Source organism: Collinsella sp. LCP21S3_D3 (genome assembly GCF_052118305.1).
GTDB lineage: Bacteria > Actinomycetota > Coriobacteriia > Coriobacteriales > Coriobacteriaceae > Collinsella.
This window is the reverse complement of record NZ_JBQKHK010000002.1, coordinates 17,299-34,774: the sequence shown is the minus strand read 5'-3', so window position 1 is coordinate 34,774 and position 17,476 is coordinate 17,299. Positions and strand designations below refer to the sequence as shown.

15 protein-coding genes are annotated in these 17,476 nt (G+C 60.3%); 1 reads left to right on the top strand and 14 read right to left on the bottom strand.

Going from position 1 to position 17,476, the window contains the following annotated elements; translation table 11 throughout:
• Positions 1 to 74 precede the first annotated feature (74 nt).
• The 8 genes from ACTQ1S_RS01285 to ACTQ1S_RS01250 all read right to left on the bottom strand — a co-directional run bounded on the left by ACTQ1S_RS01285 (position 75) and on the right by ACTQ1S_RS01250 (position 7,181).
• On the bottom strand, positions 75 to 518 hold the full coding sequence (locus tag ACTQ1S_RS01285; protein ID WP_441546872.1) for a GatB/YqeY domain-containing protein: 444 nt from the start codon (positions 516 to 518) through the stop codon (positions 75 to 77).
• Between the two features lie 54 nt (positions 519 to 572).
• Positions 573 to 1,796 (bottom strand): peptidylprolyl isomerase, encoded by a 1,224-nt coding sequence (locus tag ACTQ1S_RS01280; protein WP_441546871.1) that lies wholly within the window; start codon positions 1,794 to 1,796, stop codon positions 573 to 575.
• Between the two features lie 179 nt (positions 1,797 to 1,975).
• The gene (locus ACTQ1S_RS01275) at positions 1,976 to 2,443 is read right to left on the bottom strand and encodes a PTS sugar transporter subunit IIA (RefSeq protein ID WP_441546870.1); all 468 of its coding nucleotides are present in this window, start codon (positions 2,441 to 2,443) and stop codon (positions 1,976 to 1,978) included.
• A 65-nt stretch (positions 2,444 to 2,508) separates the two neighbouring features.
• Complete coding sequence (locus ACTQ1S_RS01270) at positions 2,509 to 2,976, bottom strand: PIN domain-containing protein (protein ID WP_441546869.1); 468 nt, start codon at positions 2,974 to 2,976, stop codon at positions 2,509 to 2,511.
• Complete coding sequence (locus tag ACTQ1S_RS01265) at positions 2,973 to 3,317, bottom strand: type II toxin-antitoxin system RelB/DinJ family antitoxin (RefSeq protein ID WP_441546868.1); 345 nt, start codon at positions 3,315 to 3,317, stop codon at positions 2,973 to 2,975. Before ACTQ1S_RS01265 ends, ACTQ1S_RS01270 begins: the two co-directional genes overlap by 4 nt.
• Before the next feature lie 236 nt (positions 3,318 to 3,553).
• Positions 3,554 to 4,261: a phosphoribosylglycinamide formyltransferase gene (gene purN / locus ACTQ1S_RS01260; protein ID WP_427795605.1), complete on the bottom strand. Its 708-nt coding sequence runs from the start codon at positions 4,259 to 4,261 to the stop codon at positions 3,554 to 3,556.
• Positions 4,251 to 5,354, bottom strand: coding sequence for a phosphoribosylformylglycinamidine cyclo-ligase (gene purM, locus ACTQ1S_RS01255; RefSeq protein ID WP_154516718.1), 1,104 nt, complete (start codon positions 5,352 to 5,354; stop codon positions 4,251 to 4,253). Before purM ends, purN begins: the two co-directional genes overlap by 11 nt.
• Before the next feature lie 156 nt (positions 5,355 to 5,510).
• Positions 5,511 to 7,181, bottom strand: a complete 1,671-nt coding sequence (locus ACTQ1S_RS01250; protein WP_441048755.1) for an amidophosphoribosyltransferase — start codon at positions 7,179 to 7,181, stop codon at positions 5,511 to 5,513.
• A gap of 297 nt (positions 7,182 to 7,478) precedes the next feature.
• Here ACTQ1S_RS01250 and ACTQ1S_RS01245 point away from each other — a divergent pair, with 297 nt between their 5' ends.
• Complete coding sequence (locus tag ACTQ1S_RS01245; protein WP_441015242.1) at positions 7,479 to 8,708, top strand: putative ABC transporter permease; 1,230 nt, start codon at positions 7,479 to 7,481, stop codon at positions 8,706 to 8,708.
• Positions 8,709 to 8,814: 106 nt separating this feature from the next.
• On the opposite strand, the gene ACTQ1S_RS01240 is transcribed toward ACTQ1S_RS01245, so the two are convergent.
• From ACTQ1S_RS01240 to ACTQ1S_RS01215, 6 genes are all read right to left on the bottom strand, one after another.
• Entirely contained in the window at positions 8,815 to 9,231 is a 417-nt protein-coding gene (locus tag ACTQ1S_RS01240) for a molybdenum cofactor biosynthesis protein MoaE (RefSeq protein WP_441546867.1), read from the bottom strand.
• A gap of 143 nt (positions 9,232 to 9,374) precedes the next feature.
• Positions 9,375 to 10,379, bottom strand: a complete 1,005-nt coding sequence (locus ACTQ1S_RS01235; protein ID WP_441538490.1) for a class B sortase — start codon at positions 10,377 to 10,379, stop codon at positions 9,375 to 9,377.
• Between the two features lie 36 nt (positions 10,380 to 10,415).
• Positions 10,416 to 10,880 (bottom strand): 5-(carboxyamino)imidazole ribonucleotide mutase, encoded by a 465-nt coding sequence (purE, locus tag ACTQ1S_RS01230; RefSeq protein ID WP_154516732.1) that lies wholly within the window; start codon positions 10,878 to 10,880, stop codon positions 10,416 to 10,418.
• Between the two features lie 444 nt (positions 10,881 to 11,324).
• Positions 11,325 to 14,639, bottom strand: coding sequence for a carbamoyl-phosphate synthase large subunit (gene carB / locus ACTQ1S_RS01225; protein WP_441546866.1), 3,315 nt, complete (start codon positions 14,637 to 14,639; stop codon positions 11,325 to 11,327).
• A gap of 1 nt (position 14,640) precedes the next feature.
• The gene (gene carA, locus ACTQ1S_RS01220; protein WP_441546865.1) at positions 14,641 to 16,086 is read right to left on the bottom strand and encodes a glutamine-hydrolyzing carbamoyl-phosphate synthase small subunit; all 1,446 of its coding nucleotides are present in this window, start codon (positions 16,084 to 16,086) and stop codon (positions 14,641 to 14,643) included.
• Between the two features lie 410 nt (positions 16,087 to 16,496).
• Positions 16,497 to 17,462 (bottom strand): hypothetical protein, encoded by a 966-nt coding sequence (locus tag ACTQ1S_RS01215; RefSeq protein WP_427729200.1) that lies wholly within the window; start codon positions 17,460 to 17,462, stop codon positions 16,497 to 16,499.
• Positions 17,463 to 17,476 lie beyond the last annotated feature (14 nt).

Sequence of the window (17,476 nt, the reverse complement as noted above, 5' to 3'; positions counted from 1 at the left end):
TGAACGTCAGATTGCCGCGTGTACGGGTTTGCAGCGTCGAGCCGTTACGCGGTTTGGTAAAACCGCGTAACAAATTACGCGAGTTTGCCGCCGACAATCTTTGCCGCGGCCGGCTTATCGAAGTTGCCGCCGGTGGCCTTGCCGAGCGCCCCCATAACCTGGCCCATCTGCTTCTTGGACGTGGCGCCCAGCTCGGCGATGACCTGCTCGATCAGCGCCTCGAGCTCCTCGCCCGAAACCTGCGCGGGCAGTAGGCTCTTCAGAATCTTGACCTGCTCGGTCAGGTTGTCGGTACGATCTTGGTCGGTACCGGCCTTGATGGACATCTCCAACGTCTCGCTTGTCTGCTTAATCAGACGCTTGATCATGCTGTTGACGTCTTCCTCGGTCACGTCGCGGCGCTCGTTGACCTCGATGTTCTTAACCTCGGCCTTGACCTGGCGAATGATAGACAGGCGAACCTTGTCCTTGGCCTTCATGGCGGCAATCATTTCCTGCTGCAGCTCTTCGTTGGTCATCTGCAAATCCTCCTCAATAGTGTGGGCGGCACTCGCACGAGCACCGCCCCTTGATTACTCAGTCGTCGACGAATCGTCGGTCGAGCTCTTGGTGACGCCCTTCAGGCTTACGTTATAGGGCACGTCCTTGGGCATGGGGTTGACGGTAATGTCGGCATCCTTCGTGTACTTCTCCAGCCACTCGTTGTATGCCGTGCCCGATGCCTGGGTCTTCACCACATTGGAAACGTACTTCTTAATAGCCTTGGGCACCTGATTGATGTCATCGACCTGGCCATCGACATGGAAGTAGTCGGTGCACTTGATGATGTGGTAGCCATACGTCGACTCGACCACGTCGCTCACATCGCCCTTGTTAAGGCCCTCGAGCGCCGTCTGGTAGCTGTCGACAAAGGTGGTGAGCTTATCCCAGCCCACGTCACCCTTCTTCTCCTTGGAACCGGTGTCGTCGGAATACTGCTTCACGGCATCCTCAAAGCTCAGCTCGCCGGAGTTGATCTTATCCAGGCACTCCTGCGCCTTGGCCTTGGCGGCGGCCTTGTCCTCGTCGGAAGCGTCGGAATCAACCTTGATCAGGATGTTCGACGAGCGGCGGGCATCGTTGTAGTTAGACAGGTTCTCGTTAATGTAATCGACAATCTCGCTGTCCTTGGGCTTGCTGGTGGGAGCAACGGCATCCTTAAGCTTCTGCTGCGCCAGGCTCTCCTTGAGCGAGTCCTTGTAGGTGTCCTCGGTATAGCCGTAGGTCTTAAGGGTCTCCTTAAAGGTCTTGGCGCCGCCCGCGCTCTTGCAGGCGTCCTTCCAAGCCTTCTCTACTTCCTCGTCCGAAACCGTCACGCCGTTCTCCGTCTGCGCCTGCTGGAGCAGAATCTGCTGCGTATAGGAATCGATGAGCTGTTTGCGGTACTTCTTGGGCGTCAGGTCGTTGTCAACCAGATACTGCGCCCAATCCTCATCCTTGGTGTAGCCGTAGGACGTGCGCATGCTCATGATCTGCTTGGTTACGGTGTCCTCGGTGAGATTGGTTCCGTTGACGGTAGCAGCCACACCGCCGGTCAGTTTGTAACCCGAGTTATTGTTCTCGGTCTGCGACATCAAACCGGAGCACGCCATGGCCGAGACGGAAAGCAGCATTGCCAGCACGCCGATAACCACCAGGACGATCTTGACGGTCTTAGACACGTACGTCTTGCGCTGCTTCTTGCGAGAGCTGGAGGCAGCGCGGGACCGTTGCTCGGGCGTCGGTGCGGCCTCTGGGTTCTTTTTCTTGTTTGCCATAGTTGGCCTTTCGCATCACGAATCGAACAAACGTCATTGTGTCACAACGCAGCTCCGCGGCACACCTGGTGCATGGGAGACAGGTCAATCTGCACCATTTTGGTGCAAAGGGGACAGCTCCGACAGCTAGGGACGTTCCTTTTCTGCCGGCAGTTAGGGACAGTCCCCAAATGCCGGCCCTAGAAGTGGCGGCGGATGGCGTCGACCATGCCCTGGGACGAGGTCTGGCCGAGCACGTCGGCTGCGGCGTCAGCATCCATAAAGATATTCATAAGCGCTTGCAGGGCCTCGACCTGGCCGCCCGGCTCGGCAATACCCAGATTGATGATGATCTTCGCCGGCACGGGGGCACCCATGCCCGCCATAGCATTGAACGTCACGGGCGCGGAGGGCTTAATCACCGCGATATAGGGCTTAGCCACAAACCCCGGATCGGTATGCGGAATGGCAATATTGGCCGCCGGCATGGCGAGGCCCGTGGGATAGATGTCCTCGCGCGTACGGACGGCATCGAGCCAACCGGACGCAATGTAGCCGTGCGGAGCAAGCTCGCCCTCGAGTCGCGCAAACACCTCATCCGGCGTCGCGCACTCCCAATCAAAAAACACCAGCTCAGGCGCGAATAGCATCTCGGCGTTATCCGCCATACCGTCCTCCAAAGTTGCATGAGGTTCACAATGCCCCATATGATAGCGAAACCAGACAGGCAAGGTTAGCCGAGGATCCCAATCATCTCGAGTGCGCGGGCAGGCGTCAAGCACACCTCGGGCATCGCCTCCAGCATGTGCCGATCGCTCGTGACCACGTAGTCAACATCTGCCGTCTCGCCCGAAGCGATGATGAGGTTGTCTTCGAGATCCGGCATGCGCTTGCCAAGCATGCGCGCCATCTCGCACTCTGCCAACGAAAGCGGAGAGGCAGTTGCCACCTGCATCATGTGCTCGATGCAGGCCCATGACGCCGAGGCAAACGAAACGTTAATCCCATTCGCATTCCGCCGGGCCAGTCGCCGGGGCAAAATATAGAACACATCCTTTGCCGTCGTTGGGGCATACAGAAGGTCAATCGTTCCTGCCTCGGCCAGTTCAACCAATCTTTTCGCTTCGTCGAACGCCCCCTCTTGCAGGTAATAATCGAGCCAAACGTTCGTATCTACCAAGAGATGCTTTGCCTCAATCATCGGCAATTCGCCTCGGTGTCGGCAATCATCGCGTCATACATATCATCTCGTACGGCATCCCAGTCTTCCGCAGATGATCCAACTGGCGCAAAATCCGAAGCACGTAGCCCCAACGAAGAAAAAGCCAGGCCACATCCCTGCTCGGCCAGACTCTCCGCACGGGGTGCCTCGCACTTATCCGTCACCATGAATCCCGGCAACGTTTGATGTTCGACGAGATAGGCCCAAAGCGTACGAATGGCATCGCTCGGCCCCAATCCATTGCGAGCCAGGACCGCATCGCCACCAGCTTTGAGCATAGGATCGATTCGCGTATTGAGCTGCACCGTCGCTGTACCCATAGCGGCTCCTCTCTACTTGCTAGCAGTATAGCAAACATAAAAGGCCACGCAAAAGGGCCCCGCCCACACACGGACGAGGCCCTATCGGATTTCTTGGAATTGGAATGGTGCCCGTCACGTTATCCAAAGCCCAAAATCAAAGAGGTGTATTAAGCTGATTGGGGCACATGTGATTCCATATGCCCCAATCAGCTTTTTTGATAGTTTACGTCGCAAGGAAAACCAGGCGAATCCTTTTACGCACGATGGCGCGCCGGATCAATTGCCACCTTACCGCTCTCCAGCACGTGGACGCGGCCGTCAGCGAGCATCTGCACGACTTCGGGATACAGCACGTGCTCGATCGCGTGAATGTGCTCCTCGAGTGTGTCGACATCCCAGCCTTCCTCAACAGCCAGCGCGCGCTGGGCGATGATGGGACCGTTGTCGTAGATCTCGTTGGCAAAATGCACAGTCACACCGGTCACCTTGACGCCGCGCGTAAAGGCATCGTCGATCGCATGCGCACCGGTAAAGCTCGGCAGCAGCGCCGGATGCAGATTGACAACGCGGTTGGGGAACGCCGCCAGCAGGGGTGTGTGCACCATGCGCATGTAGCCAGCCATGACCACATACTCGCAGCCGCGCTCGAGAAGCTCGTGCGCAATAATCTCGTCGGCGGCGATAGGGTCGGCGTAGACATCCTTGGAGAGCGTCAGCGTCTGGATACCCGCACGCTCTGCACGCTGCAGGCCCTTGGCCGAAGGACGGCTCGACACCACGAGCTCGATCGAAGCATTGAGCTTGCCGGCGGCGATCAGGTCGATCAACGCCTGTAGGTTGGTGCCCGAACCGCTGATGAGCACGCCGATCTTGAGCGGCTCGGTGGTATCGGTGCCGGTCGGACGGGTATAGGGCGCAAAACCCAGGCCCTCGGCGGCAGCCGTCTGCTCGTTAGCGCTCATCGGAGTACACGACCTTACCGGAGCCCTCGACGCATTCGCCCACGCGGAACGGCTTCTCGCCCAGCGCGACCAGGGCATCGGTTACCGCGGCCTCATCTTCGGGAGCGACAATCAGGCACAGGCCGACGCCCATGTTGAAGGTCTTGCATGCCTCGTTGGGCGTAAGCTCGGCCTGGTGCGAAACATAGGCGATGACGGGCGGAATGTCCCAGCCCATCTCGGCGCCATTGCGGGTGACCACGGCGTCGACGTCGTCGGCCAGCGCACGGTTAAGGTTCTCGGTGATGCCGCCGCCGGTGATATGGGCGATGGCGTGCACCGGAGCGCCGCCGCGGAGCAGCTCAAGAATCGGCTTGACGTAGATGCGCGTGGGGGCCAGCAGAGCGTCTGCCAGTGATGCGCCGCCGAGCTCCTCGAGCGGACGGCTCAGCTCCTCGGCCTTAGCGGCGGCCTCGGGCGTACCAGGCTTGATGCCGTCAACACCGATGACCTTACGCACGAGCGAGTAGCCGTTGGAGTGCACGCCGGTGGAGGGAAGGCCCAGAATCACGTCGCCGGGGCGGACGTTGGCGGGGTCGAGCATCTTGGGACGGTCGACGACACCCACGGTAAAGCCGGCGAGGTCGTAGTCGGCGGGAGCCATGACGCCCGGGTGCTCGGCCATCTCGCCGCCCACGAGCGCGCAGCCCGCGAGCTTGCAGCCATCGGCCACGCCCTTGATGATCTTTGCCATGTGCTCGGCCTCGATGTGGCCGATGGCAACATAGTCCAAAAAGAAGAGCGGCTCGGCGCCCGAAGCCAAAATGTCGTTGACGCACATGGCGACCAGGTCCTGGCCCACCGTCTCGTGACGGTCCATGATCTGGGCGAGGACGAGCTTGGTGCCCACGCCGTCGGTACCGCTGATCAGGATCGGGTCTTCCATGTCCTTAAGCGCGGCGGCCGAGAACAGGCCGCCAAAGCCACCGATGCCGCCGATAACCTCGGGACGGTTGGTATCCTTAACCATTTGCTTAATAGCGTCGACGGCGCGGCCGCCCTCGGCGGTATCGACGCCGGCATCCTCATACGTCACATGCTTGCTGTCGCTCATCTGAGCCTTCCTCTCCCACTACCGTTTGACACACAGACGCCAAACAGTGCTCATAGTTGCCCTCAAGTTGGCGCACACGGTAACAACACGCGCCGCCAAATCAACAAAACAGCAGGTAAAACCTACCAAAATAAACCTGTCCCTAAATGGCAGGTTTTAGGCCTCGCCGTGCTTCTCTTCCCAGCTGCGGTCATCGTATTTCTCGACCACGGCGTCGTCGCCAAAGTGCAGCGGCTTATCCAGGTTGCGGGGCTTAAAGCCCTCCATAAACTTGTCGCGGCCAAAGCTCTCGGGAATCGCCACGGGATAACGGCCGGTAAAGCACGCATCGCAGTAGCCGCCCTTGGGCATGACCTTCAGCAGGCCCTCGACCGAAAGGAAGGCCAGCGAATCGGCGCCAATGTACTCGCAGATCTCATCGACCGTCTTGTTAGCGCTGATGAGCTGCGACTGCACGTCGGTATCGATGCCGTAGAAGCACGGCCAGATGACCTCGGGCGAGTTGATGCGGATGTGAATCTCCTTGGCACCGGCGTTGCGCAGCATCTTGACGAGCTGCACCATGGTGGTGCCGCGAACGATGGAGTCGTCGATGACGACCAGGCGCTTGCCCTCGATATTGTCGCGCAGTGGATTGAGCTTCATGCGCACGCCCATGGCACGCAGCTCCTGCGTGGGCTCGATAAACGTACGGCCCACATAGCGATTCTTGATGAGGCCCTCGCCAAAGGGAATGCCGCTCTCGCGCGAATAACCCTCCGCAGGCGGCAGACCGGAGTCGGGCACGCCGATGACCAGGTCGGCATCGACGGGCTCCTCGTGTGCCAGCTGACGACCCATGTCGTAACGGCAGGCGTAGACGCTCTTGCCATTCATGATGGAGTCGGGGCGGGCAAAGTAGACCTGCTCAAAGATGCAGTTAGCGGGCTCTTTGGCAGCGGGCACACCCTGCTCGGATACCAGGCCCTCGGCACTGATGCGCAAGATCTCGCCGGGGCGGACATCACGGACATACTCGGCGCCCACGATATCGAGTGCACATGTCTCGGAGGCAACGACCCAGCCGCCAGCGCGCGTGACATGAGCGGCAGCGTCGACCCTCGCGGCGTCGTCTTGCGACGGTAGCTGCGAAACGGATGCGGCGTCGGCCTGGTCCAGGCCCTCGTCCACGAGCTTGCCCAGCACCAGCGGACGAATGCCATGCGGGTCGCGGAAAGCGTAGAGTGCCTGCTCGTTGATGAGCGTCATGGCGTAGCCGCCGCGCACGAGCTCCATGGTCTTGCGAATGCCCTCGCGCAGGTGGCCCGTACACTGGGTAAAGTAGCCAATGAGCTTGGTCGCGACCTCGGAATCCGAATTGGAGAGGAACGGCACGCCGAGCTCGATCAGCTGGCGGCGCAGCTCGTCAGTGTTAACCAGGGTGCCGTTGTGCGCAAGCGCGATGATGACGCTGTTGATGGTGGAAAGATGCGGCTGCGAGGCTTCCCAGCTCTTGGCGCCGGCGGTGCCATAGCGCACGTGGCCCACAGCCAACTGGCCGGAGAGCGTCGACAGGTCGGCGTTGGAGAACACGCGATCGAGCAGTCCCAGGTCTTTGCGAACCATAACCGTGCCGCCATCGCCCACGGCGATTCCCGCCGATTCCTGGCCGCGATGCTGCAGCGCACGCAGACCAAAGTACGTCAGTCGAGCCACGTCGCGATCGGGTGCCCACACACCAAAGATGCCGCATTCCTCATGCAGCTGGTCGGAGTCCGGATCATACGTCGACATGGTCGTCAGCCGTCCCGTAGCACGCTCGGCCGCGCGGATGGTTTCTTGAGACATGGCATCCCCTCAGAGCCTCGTTATTTGGCGTTACTTGCCCTATTATACGCACGGCAAGACAAGCACTCCCGCGCATGAACAGCGGTTTTTAAAAGCCCACCGAGCTTATAATCCGTTTTGCGGCCAAACATTTTATCGGGCAACCCGCCCTCGGGGCCAAAGGTCCCGTATGTTTCCGTCGCGACGCGTCTCGCCCACCGTTAGGGCTTACATTGCTGCAATTGGGCCATTCGTCCTGTCTTTAAGCAGGTCGGCGGCGTATCCTTGTAACCTACAACAAAACGAGAAAGGTTCCGTATGGATCGAAACGAACTCGACCCCAGCGTCCCCAGCGCCACGGAGGTCAAGAAGATTCCCCTCATCATTAAGGTGTACGCCGTCCTGTGCATCCTGTCCGGCGTAGGCACGCTCCCTTCGGTCGGCGCCTTTATGTGGCAGGTCATCACCGCGCTCATCAACGGCAACGCCGCCGCCAAGCTCGGCGACAACACGCTCGTCGCGGTCGGCCTTATCGTCGCCGGCATCATGCTCTCGGCGGCGAGCGCGGTCATCTTGATCATCTTTGGCCTGGACCTCATCAAGAACCAGCGCCGCAACGCCGCGCGCCTGTCCTATATCCTTATCGCACTTACCGTCGTTGAGCTTTTGGTCGACGTGATGCTCCAGGGTATCGGGCCGTTCTTGCTGCGCCCCGCCATCCAGCTCGGCATCCTCGTCGCGCTTTCGGCCACTGTTGACCCAACGCTTCGTCAGGAGCGCGAACTGCAGCGCCGCTTGCAGGAGATGCTCGATCGCGACGCCGCCGCCGAGGGTATGCTCGGCCGCGATGAGACCGGCGAGGGCTACATCAAGCTCAACTACTTCAACCTGTTTTGGGTATTCTTTGTCTGCTGCGTGCTCGGTCTGATCCTGGAGGACATCTGGCACATGACGGTCGACGATCCAGGCGTCTACCAGAACCGCGCCGGCATGCTATTTGGCCCCTTCAGCCCCATCTACGGATTTGGCGCCGTACTCATGACCATGGTGCTCAACCGCTTCTACAAAAAGAACCCCATCATTATCTTTTTGGTGAGCGCCCTGCTTGGCGCAAGCTTTGAGGTCTTTGTGGGCTGGTTTATGCAGACCTCGTTCGGTGTGGTCTCGTGGAACTACTCGCACATGAAGCTCTTTGGCATGCCCGATCCGCTCGCCGTGCTTACGGGCGGTCGCACCTGCACGGGCTTCGCCTGCCTGTGGGGTCTGGGCGGACTCATCTGGATCAAGCTGCTGCTGCCCAGATTGCTCAAGCTCATTAACATGATTCCCTGGAAGAATCGCTACTCAGCCACCGTCATCTTTACCATCATCATGCTGGTCGACGGCGTCATGACGCTGCAGTCGCTCGACTACTGGTACCAGCGTGTCAACGGCACGGCCAGCGATATTCCCGTTGCGCAGTTCTACGGAAAGTACTTCGATAACGAGTATATGGAAAATCGCTTCCAGAGCATGACCATGAGCCCCAAGGACGCCACACGCGTGTAGCGAGCGCCGGCACAAAACAGCCCCAACACACCAAAGCCCGCTGGCAGATTTACCTGAACTGCCAGCGGGCTTTTGCTATAGACGTACACGGGTTGCCGGCTAGGCGTTACGCTTCGCGCTCGACCTCGCTCACGCACTCGTTCTTGATAGTGCCGACGAGCGCCTGCAGGGCATCGACCACATGCGGGCGAATGTCTCCGCCAATGAGCACGAGCATGATATCGTCGCCCACGGCAAGCTCGCCGCTCGCCAGCCATACGCGCACATAGCCGATGCCGGGCATCGCGCGCGTCGCCTCGATGGCAGCCTGCACCTTGCTGGCGTCGTAGCCAAACACCACGCCGCCCACCTTGTGGCCCGGCGCCACGCCATCGGTCTCGACACCGCGCGCCTCGGACTTGGGTGTCGCACGCACCACGCCATTGTGCGTCAGGTACATGCCACACACCGGCGCCGAAGCGTCGGCCTTGGCTTCGCGCAGCCACGCATCGACCGAAGGCATCAATTTGCCGCTTTCAAGCATCGCTTCCCCTTTTTTCCGTCGTCGAGTAGCTAATTTGGGACGGGGCTCTTTTAGCTACCCCAGTCACCTAACCCAGCAAAATCATTCTGCATATCCGGGGTAGCTAAAAGAGCCCCGTCCCAAATTAGCTACTCTCGAACCGCTTATTCCTCGACCGGCGTGAGTACCATGACTGCGCGCGTATTGCTAAATGACAGTGAGCGACAGGTCACAAGTGTTACGACCTTGGTTGCCGAAGCGGCACGATCGGTGGCATCGCTCGCCACGGCAGAGGCACCGTCGAGCATCTCGGACAGATAATTTGTCAGCCCGTCGTCGCCCTCAAAGTTGGTCGCGCGCGCCTTGGAGTACGTATCCTCAACCACCTTGGTCGCCAGCGGTCTCAGCTTATACGTGCCATCGCGCGTGATGTAGTACACGTACTCGATGCTATCGAACGTCGCCTGGTCGGTGGTGTCCGAGATCACATTAAACATCGATCCGTCGTTCATATGGTGGCCGTAGATTGTCGTCTGCTGGTCCACCATGCCCGGCGCGACATCTTCGAAGTCCAAGAAAATCGCACCCGATGCATTGGACGTACCGTCAAACAGCGTGTTGAGGTATTTAGAGTTGTCCTTGGCCTGCACCACGGGATAGTTGATGTTGGTATCCGGCACATAAATCCATCCCACGATCTCGGGATTTGCCTTAGCAAGAGCGTCAAAATCGACAATCGGCACGCCGCTCGCATCCTTATCGCTCACGTACTGCTTCTCGATCTTTTGGTACGAATCGCTTGCCTGCTTATAGCCAATCTGAGCATTGATAAAGATGGCGGCGGCGGCGACAATCAGACCGATGCCCACGATGATGAGCAGAATGGGGATGATGGAGCGGCGTTTCTTACGCGGCGGCTCGGTGTAGCTGGACGGAGCGCCGCTCGGTTGCCTCGTCGACCGGGCCTGCTTCTTTGCCGTGCCATATGACGAGGGGCGAAACGCAGCCGGCGTATCCTGACGGCGATGGGACGTCGGCGTTACGGGGCGCGGCGCACGAGCCTGTTGAGGAGAGGATGCCCGACCCTGCTGCATGGAGCGGGCCGATCCCGACTTGGATGGATCGGGGATCTGAGAAGCCGAGAAACGTTTTCCCTGATAGTCGGACATGACTCTCCCTATGATTACAACGGAACGGCAAGCCGCTTAAGCGTCAGCCATCTCCTGCTTCATCTTCTCGATAATTGCGCGATACTCGGGATCGCAAGCACCCAGAATCTGCGTGGCGTAGATGGCAGCGTTCTTGGCGCCGTTGATGGCAACGCATGCCACAGGCACGCCCGAAGGCATCTGCACCATCGACAGCAGCGAATCCATGCCGCCCAGATCACTCGTCTTCATAGGCACGCCGATAACCGGCAGCGGCGTAAAGGCAGCCACGACACCGCCCAGGTGCGCGGCCTTGCCGGCTGCGGCGATAATCACCTTGATGCCACGGTCGGCGGCAGTCGAAGCCCACTCGTGGACCTTCGCCGGCGTACGGTGCGCGCTGGCAATCACGAGCTCATAGGGCACACCGAGCGCCTCGAGTTCGGCGGTGCAGCCTTCCATAACGCCCAGATCGGACTTGGAACCCATGATGATCCCGACAACCGGCTTTTGATCTGCCATAAACAAAGACCTCCTGTTGAGAGCGGTGACGCGGCCAATCCGAGACCCTTAACTACTGAGAGTAGTATAGCTGCTCCCGTCCCTGCGGTCTTTGTGGCGCTTCGCGGGCGGGCCAGGCTTTATCTTCACTCCGGTTGCTTCGCAAAGTCGTTCAGATAAAGACTGGCCCGCCCGCGAAGCGCCCTGCGACCTACCGGGAATTGCCATGACGTACGTTGGCTGAAATATTAACGTGGGATCTGCCGTTCATTCGAACGGCAGATCCCACGCTCACTTTTTATTCAGCCCTGGTCATTGCGCAAAGCCCCTTCTGCAGCACACGGTGCAACCGAGTCACCGCAGGCCGGGGCGGGAGGGGCCGAGTTTCCTCCTGAGCGACTCTGCTTGCAGCCGGAGCGAAAGGGGGAAATCTCGGCCCCTCCCGCCCCGGCCGACCAGGTCACATTACACCGTGTACTGCGGCAGGTCCTGCAGGGCGATGACGTCCATGCCCATGTCGTTGGCGCTACCGTGGCCCTGCTGGTCCTCGCGCACCGCCTCGATAGCACTCACGTAGGTGTTGGCGGCAGACATCGCCGTCACGCAGGTCACGCCTCGGCGCACCGCCTCGGTGCGCAACAGATAGCCGTCGCCGCGCGAGCCCGGGCCGTACGGCGTATTGATGATCACCGCGATCTTGCCATCGGCGATAAGGTCACCGATGTTGGGACGTTCGCCGTCGTGCGGGCCGCTGATCTTTTCCACGACCTCGCACGTCACGTTGCCTCCACGCAGCACGCGCGCCGTACCCTCGGTAGAGCAGATGTCAAAGCCCAGATAGCGCAGGATACGGGCGACCGAAAGGATATGGCGCTTGTCGCGATCGCACACGCTAATGAACACCTTGCCGGCGCTCGGATCGGGAAGCTTGTAGTCAATCGCCAGCTGTGTCTTGGCGTATGCCTCGGGATAGCTCTTGGCGACACCCATGACCTCGCCCGTCGACTTCATCTCGGGCCCCAGGATAACGTCGGCTCCCGGGAAACGACCCCAGGGCATAACGGCTTCCTTCATGCAGAAGCAGTCCAGCTGGCGCTCGTCGCTCGGCAGTCCCAGGCTCGCGATGGAATCGCCCGCCATGATGCGCGCCGCGCACTTGGCCAGCGGTACGCCGGTGGCCTTGGAGATAAACGGCACGGTACGGCTGGCACGCGGGTTGGCCTCGATCACGTAGACAGTCTCGCCCTTGATGGCATACTGCACATTGACCAGGCCGCGAACTCCCAGCGCCATCGCAATGCGGCGCGTGGTCTCACGGAGCTTCGCCTGCAGACTCTCGCTAAAGCTAAACGGCGGAATGCAAGTCGCGGAGTCACCGGAGTGGATACCGGCCTCCTCGATATGCTCCAGAATACCGCCGATGTAGACTTCCTCGCCGTCGCACAGGGCATCGACATCGGACTCGATCGCGCCCTCCAGGAAGCGGTCGAGGTACACCGGGTAGTCGGGGCTAATGCGCGCAGCCTCGGCCATGTAATCGTGCAGATGCTCGGCATCGTAGGCGATCATCATGCCGCGGCCGCCCAACACATAGCTCGGACGAACCAGCAGCGGGTAGCCGATATGCGCAGCCACGGCCTCGGCCTCCTCAAACGAGGTGGCCTGACCCGCCGGCGGGTACATAATGCCCAGCTTGTCGAGCAGGGCGGCAAAGCGCTCGCGGTCCTCGGCAAAATCGATGGCATCGGGCGTGGTACCCATGATGTTCACGCCGCTCTCCTCGAGCATGCGCGCCAGCTTAAGCGGAGTCTGGCCGCCGAGCGTCACCACGACGCCGTCGGGGCGCTCAACATCGATAACGTCCATGACGTCCTCGTAGGTGAGCGGCTCAAAGTACAGACGATCGGACGTGTCATAGTCGGTCGAGACGGTCTCGGGGTTGCAGTTGACCATGATGGTCTCGAAGCCACGGGCCGCCAGCGCGTAGCTCGCGTGCACGCAGCAGTAGTCAAACTCGATACCCTGGCCGATACGATTGGGGCCGGCACCCAGAATCATCGCCTTGGGCTTATCTGCCGGCGTGGTCTCGTCGGGGGCAACGCACTTCTTGGCGACCGGGCTCGTGCGGTAGATGTTTTCGTAGGTCTTGTAGTGATACTCCGTGGCACTCGAGAACTCAGCAGCGCAGGTGTCGACCGTCTTCATGCTGGGAACCACGCCCAGACCCTTACGGTAAGCGCGAACAAAGCGCTCGTCCGAGCCGGTCAGCGCGGCAATCTCGGCATCGCTCGTGCCATACTGCTTGAGCAGGCGCATCGCGTCGGCGTCGATGTCCTCCACGCGCAGGCCGCGAATGCTCTCCTGGACCTGCACCATATCGTTGATACGGTTGAGATACCACGGATCGATGCCGCAGATGGCATGGATGCGCGCGACATCCCAGCCACGACGCAGGGCCTCGACCACAAAGAAGATGCGGTGCTCAGTCGGGGTGCCCACGGCCTGAGCGAGCTCGTCGTCGCTCAGCTTATCGGCACCTTCCTTGCCACCAGCGCAAATGCCCTGATGCCCGTCCTCCAGCGAGCGCATGGCCTTACCAAAGGCCTCCTCAAAGGTGCGGCCGATCGCCATGATCTCGCCCACGGCTTTCATGCGCGTTGTGAGCGTGGGGTCGGTACCCTTGAACTTCTCAAAGGCAAAGCGCGGCACCTTGACCACACAGTAGTCGATCGTGGGCTCAAAGCAGGCAGGCGTGGCTTTGGTGATGTCGTTGACGATCTCGTCGAGCGTGTAGCCCACGGCCAGGCGAGCGGCGGCCTTGGCGATGGGGAAGCCCGTGGCCTTGGAGGCCAGTGCGGACGAACGGCTCACGCGCGGGTTCATCTCGATGACGATCAGGCGACCGGTCTGCGGGTTCACGGCAAACTGCACGTTGGAGCCACCGGTCTCGACGCCGATCTTCTCCAGAATGGCGAGCGAGGCGACACGCATGCGCTGATACTCAAGGTCGGAGAGGGTCTGCGCCGGCGCCACGGTGATGGAGTCGCCGGTATGCACGCCCATGGGGTCGAGGTTCTCGATGGAGCACACGATGATGCCGTTGCCGGCGTGGTCGCGCATGACCTCCATCTCGTACTCTTTCCAACCCTCGATGGACTCCTCGACCAGTACCTCGTGGGCGGGCGAAAGCTCAAGGCCTTGGCTCACGATGGAGACGAGCTCCTCGTGGGTGTGCGCGATGCCGCCGCCGGCGCCGCCCAGGGTAAAGCTCGGGCGCAGCACGCAGGGATATCCCACGCGCTCGGCGATGGCCTCGGCGTCGGCCACGCTGTAGGCATAGCCCGAGCGCGCGACCTCCAGGCCGATCTCGGCCATGGCCTCGTTAAAGAGCTTGCGGTCCTCGCCGCGCTCGATGGCGGCAAGGTCGCAGCCGATCATCTCGACGCCATACTGGTCGAGCGTGCCGTCCTTTGCCAGCTCGACGGCGGCGTTCAGACCGGTCTGGCCGCCCAGCGTGGGCAGCAGCGCGTCCGGGCGCTCCTTCTTGATCACGCGCTCGATAAATTCGGCGGTGATGGGCTCGACATAGGTGCGGTCGGCCAGGCCCGGGTCGGTCATGATGGTCGCCGGGTTGGAGTTGACCAGGATGACCTCAAAGCCATCCTCCTTGAGCACCTTGCAGGCCTGGGCGCCGGAGTAATCGAACTCGCAGGCCTGGCCAATGACGATGGGACCCGAGCCAATGACGAGGATACGCTTGATGTCAGTACGCTTAGGCATGTTAGTTCTCCTCGGTCTCGGTCGTGGCGGAACCATTGTCGGCAAAGTTCCAGCCCTGCAGGCGGTCCTTCGCGGTGTCGATGTCCAGGTAGTTCTCCTCGCCGTCCATGAGTCGCGTAAAGGCGGTAAAGAGATAGTGGGCATCGGTGGGGCCGGGCGAGGCCTCGGGGTGGTACTGGACCGAGAAGCACGGGGCGTCGAGCAGCTGAATGCCCTCGGCGGTGCCATCGTTGAGGTTCACGTGCGTCAGGCGAATGCGACCAAAGCGCTCGTTCATCACGACGGGCGCGATACCACGGCGCACCCAGACGCGCAGATCGCCGTCGGCCGCATGCTCGGTCTCGCCGCCCGAAAGTTCGGGGACAAGCTTGCCCAAGCTGGGGAACAGCAGGCCAAAGCCATGGTTTTGCGTGGTAATTTCCACGCGGCGGCTGACCAGATTCATAACCGGCTGGTTACCGCCACGGTGACCGAATTTGAGCTTTTCCATCTGGGCACCGCATGCCAAGCTGATCATCTGGTGACCCAGGCAAATGCCAAAGACGGGCACCTTGCCGATCAGCTGCTGCACCTGCTCGTAGGTCTCTACCACGGCATCGGGGTCGCCGGGACCGTTGGACAAAAAGACGCCATCGGGATTCATGTCGAGTACCTGACGCGCGGGTGTATCCCATGGCACGACGGTGAGGTCGCAGCCAGCACGGACCAGACCCTCCAGGATGCCACGCTTGACACCGCAGTCGTACGCGACCACGTTGTGGCGGGCGGGAGCGGGGGCCGCAAGCGCAAAGCCATGCTCGGCAGGCAGATCGCTCCCGGCGAACGAATGGGGCGCAGGGCAGCTCACGGTCTTGACCAGGTTCTCCCCCACCAGCGTGGGAGCAGAGGCCAAGCGCTCGGCAAGCTCGTCGATGTCGAGGACCTCGGTCGAAATAATGCCCATCTTGGAGCCATTGTCGCGCAGGTGGCGCACCAGGGCTCGGGTGTCGACGCCCTCGATAGCGACGATGCCGTGTGCGCGCAGGTACTCCGGCACGCTGACGGCCGAGCGCCAGTTAGAAGGCGTGGCACACATGTCGCGCACGATCATGCCGCGCATGGCGGGAGCACTCGCAGGGCGTACGTCATCGCCGGGGAAGGCGGACTGGACATCGGTCTCATCGATGCCATAGTTGCCAATCTGCGGATAGGTCATGGTAACGATCTGGCCAGCATAGCTCGGGTCGGTCATAACCTCAAAGTAACCCTCGAGTGAGGTATTGAAGCAGACTTCGCCGGTCGCGGTGCCCTCGGCACCACATGCACGGCCATAAAAAATGGTCCCATCCTCAAGGTACAGGATGCAGGGACCGCAAGCACCCTTGCTGGTTTTGGCCAGCATGCGCTGGCACAGTTCGCTGGGCGCGATGGTGCGGGCGGCAGCGCCCGCAATATGGTTGTTCGCCATAGTTCTCCTTCCCGGTCTCTCGGGACCGGCTTAAAGGTGTGTAGTTAGGCCTCGCGGTATTCTAACCGTAAGTATGCCGTATGGCGTTAATTACATAGAATTGTTTACAAAATGATAATTATGACTTCTTATGCATAATGATTTTTCTGGGACGGGGATTAAAAAATCATTCTGAAAGCAGAGCTTTGTCGCTGAGTAGTCAATTTGGGACGGGGCTATTTTAGCTGCCCCGTCCGTCAATCAACCTAACCGTCGTGCCACCAGCCGGGATAGCTAAAATAGCCCCGTCCCAAATTGACTACTCGCCAACCGCATACATGACAGAATATTTTTTAATCCCCGTCCCAGAAAAATCATCCCGCGTGGGCTTGCGGCTCACGCGGGATGTCATCGTTCTATGTGGCTGCGGACTACTTTTGCTTGTCCTGCTCAAGTAATTCGGACGGGGTGCGGCCAAGCTTGCCGCCACGGAAAATCTCGCGGCCGTGCAGGCGGTGCTCCAGGTCACGTTCGGCCTTTTCCTCGTCAATCTTAGTCTGGCTCACCGCCGGGTCCTCGATGAGCGACGATACCGAGTTCACCTGTTTCTGAATACGCTCGGCAATGGTGTCATCCATGCTCACGATACGCATCTTCCAGTCGATATTGGTGGCGTTGGAAGAGCTCTTGGTCCAGACGAACGTCAGGATGGCGCTCTGGTGGCCCTGGGCGGGAAACATGCCAAAGAAGGAATCATGCTGAATCCTGCTGTCCTCGTCGATATAGGCGTGGACGTTATACACCACACGGTCAATCTTGTCGTTGAGCAGGGCATTGGTTGCGAGCGCCGCCGCCTGAATCTGACCGTTGGACAGCAACTCGAGTTCATTGGCAGAAGACGTGTCCAGCACCGTCACCTCAACCGTGCCCGTACCCTCGTCGGCCTCGTCGACGGTAAAATCGAGCGGGAACTGCGTAAAGCCGTTGCCCCATTCAAGTCCACCTTTGAGCGCGGTCGAGACGGTATCCACCGAAACGCTCTCGGAGAGGTTCGCGGTGTTCAGGCGTCGCATCACGCCGTAGCCGATCTGCATGCCCACAATCAGCACCAGGATGCCGATAACCACGACCATGGCAGTCTTCGTAATGGTATGGCTCACCTGCGAACCCGAAGGATCGTCCTCGGACAGCGGGTCGATATGTTTTGCCTGGCTCGCGCGATCCTCGCTGCGCAGCCGCGCCAGTGTCGCCTTGTCACCGCGTTTGACGGCAGACTCTTTCTCGCGCATGCGCTCGGTACGCTTTTTGGCGAGTGTAGGATCCAAGACGCCGGATGCATCGATTTCGGAGAATAACTCCGTCACTTCTTCCGGAGTCAGATGGTTCTTATCAGCCATAACCTTCCTGCCAT